The sequence below is a fragment of the Actinomadura sp. GC306 genome, assembly GCF_004348665.1.
In the GTDB taxonomy this organism is placed as follows: Bacteria; Actinomycetota; Actinomycetes; order Streptosporangiales; family Streptosporangiaceae; genus Spirillospora.
Genome location: NZ_SMKM01000463.1, coordinates 1 through 2,533, shown reverse-complemented (window position 1 = coordinate 2,533; position 2,533 = coordinate 1). Strand labels below are relative to the sequence as shown.

The window sequence follows — 2,533 nt, the reverse complement described above, 5'->3', positions numbered from 1 at the left end:
CGCCGAGCCCCCCGCGGAGGCGGAGACGCCCCCGGCGGACGCCGCCGCGAACGAGCCCGCCGAAGAGACCGAGCCGCCGAAGCGCACCACCCGGACGCGCACCCGCGGCAGGAGCGGCAAGGCCGCCGAGACCTCCGAGCCGGTCCCGATGACCGGGGCCGAGACCTCCCCCGAGACAGAGCCCGAGGCCGAGCCCGCGGACGCCGCCGCCGAGCCGCCCGCGGAGACGCCGCCGTCCCGCACCCGGACCCGCCGCCGCTCCGCGGCCACCGCGCCCGACGCGCCCGCGGTCCCGGCGGTGCCGGAGGTCCCCGCACCGGCGGCCGGGACCCCCGCCGAGCAGGTGTCCGACATCGAGCCCGCGAGCGGCGTCGGCGTTCCCGGCGTGACGTTCCAGCCGCCGATGGTCGTCTTCCAGCCGCCGCAGCCGACGGCCGAGCCCCCCGCCCGGCCGAAGGACGAGCCGGCCCGCGACGCCGAGCCCGCCGACCAGGACGCCGGCGACGACGAGCACGCCGACCGGCCGTCCGATGACGACGACTCCGACGACCGCCCGTCCCGCCGGCGCCGCCGCCGCGGCGGCCGCGGCCGCGGCCGCGGCAAGGAGGGCGGCGAGGACGAGGCGGAGACCGGCCAGGAGGACGCCGAGGCCGACGACTCCCCGGCGGACCAGCCCGCCAGGAACGGCAAGCGGGACGCCGCCAAGACCGACACCGCCAAAGCCAAGAAGGCCGCCGCCAAGGCCAAGGCCGACGAGGACGAGCAGGACTCCGCCGACGGCGACGACGAGTCCGGGACGAGCCGCCGCCGGCGCCGCCGCAGGCGCCGCTCCGGCACCGACGGCGACGGCGCGAACGGCACCGACGACCCGCCCAACACCGTCGTGCACGTCCGCACCGCGCGTGCCGCCGAGAGGGCCGCCGCCGAGGACGAGGTGCAGTCCGTCCGCGGCTCGACCCGCCTGGAGGCCAAGAAGCAGCGCCGCCGCGAGGGCCGCGAGCAGGGCCGCCGCCGCCCGCCGGTGATCACCGAGGCGGAGTTCCTCGCGCGCCGCGAGTCCGTCGAGCGGGTCATGGTGGTGCGGCAGGAGGGCGAGCGCACGCAGATCGCCGTCCTGGAGGACGGCGTCCTCGTCGAGCACTACGTCAACCGCTCCACCCACCAGTCGTACGTCGGCAACGTCTACCTCGGCAAGGTCCAGAACGTGCTGCCGTCGATGGAGGCGGCGTTCGTCGACATCGGCAAGGGCCGCAACGCCGTCCTGTACGCCGGCGAGGTCAACTGGGACGCCTCCGGCCTGGAGGGCCAGCCGCGCCGCATCGAGTCGGCGCTGAAGTCGGGCCAGTCGGTGCTCGTCCAGGTCACCAAGGACCCCCTCGGCCACAAGGGCGCCCGGCTCACCAGCCAGGTCTCGCTGCCCGGCCGCTACCTCGTCTACGTGCCGGACGGCTCGATGACCGGCATCAGCCGCAAGCTCCCCGACAAGGAGCGCAGCCGCCTCAAGTCGATCCTGAAGAAGGTCATGCCGGAGAGCGCCGGCGTGATCGTCCGGACCGCGGCCGAGGGCGCCACCGAGGAGGAGCTGTCCCGCGACGTGTCGCGGCTCGCCGCGCAGTGGGACAGCATCCAGAAGAAGGTCAAGTCGGCCTCCGCGCCTTCCCTGCTGTACGGCGAGCCCGACCTGACGATCCGCGTCGTCCGCGACATCTTCAACGAGGACTTCTCCAAGCTCGTCGTGTCCGGCGCCGACGCCTGGGACACGATCTCCGAGTACGTCGAGTACGTCGCGCCGCACCTCGCCGACCGCGTCGAGCGCTGGACCGGCGACCAGGACGCGCTGTCGGCGTTCCGCATCGACGAGCAGATCGCCAAGGCCCTGGACCGCAAGGTCTGGCTGCCGTCCGGCGGCTCCCTGGTGATCGACCGCACCGAGGCCATGACGGTCATCGACGTCAACACCGGCAAGTTCACCGGCCAGGGCGGCAACCTGGAGGAGACCGTCACCCGCAACAACCTGGAGGCGGCCGAGGAGATCGTCCGCCAGCTCCGGCTCCGCGACATCGGCGGCATCATCGTCGTCGACTTCATCGACATGGTGCTGGAGAGCAACCGGGACCTCGTCCTGCGCCGCCTGGTGGAGTGCCTCTCGCGGGACCGCACCAAGCACCAGGTCGCCGAGGTCACCTCGCTGGGCCTGGTCCAGATGACTCGCAAGCGCGTCGGCCAGGGCCTTCTGGAGGCGTTCTCGGAGACCTGCGAGTCCTGCAACGGCCGCGGCATCCACGTCCACCTGAGCCCGGTGGAGCCGAAGGCCGACAAGTCGACCGGCAAGGAGAACAACCGCCGCCGCAAGCGCAAGGGCGAAGTGGAGAAGGCCGTAGAGGAGAAGCTGGCCAAGCAGGGGCCGCGCCCCGCGCCGGAACCGGTGCAGACCGAAGAGCCGACGCCGGCCCCCGAGCCCGAGCCGCTGCCCGAGCCCGAGCCCGAGCCGGGACCGGTGGTGCGCACCCGACCCCGCCGCACCGGCCCGGCC

The 2,533-nt window shown here is 74.3% G+C and carries 1 protein-coding gene; it reads left to right on the top strand.

What is annotated here, in order from left to right:
* A partial coding sequence (locus tag E1200_RS32600; protein ID WP_131956432.1) for an Rne/Rng family ribonuclease occupies window positions 1-2,533 on the top strand: 2,533 nt, incomplete at both ends.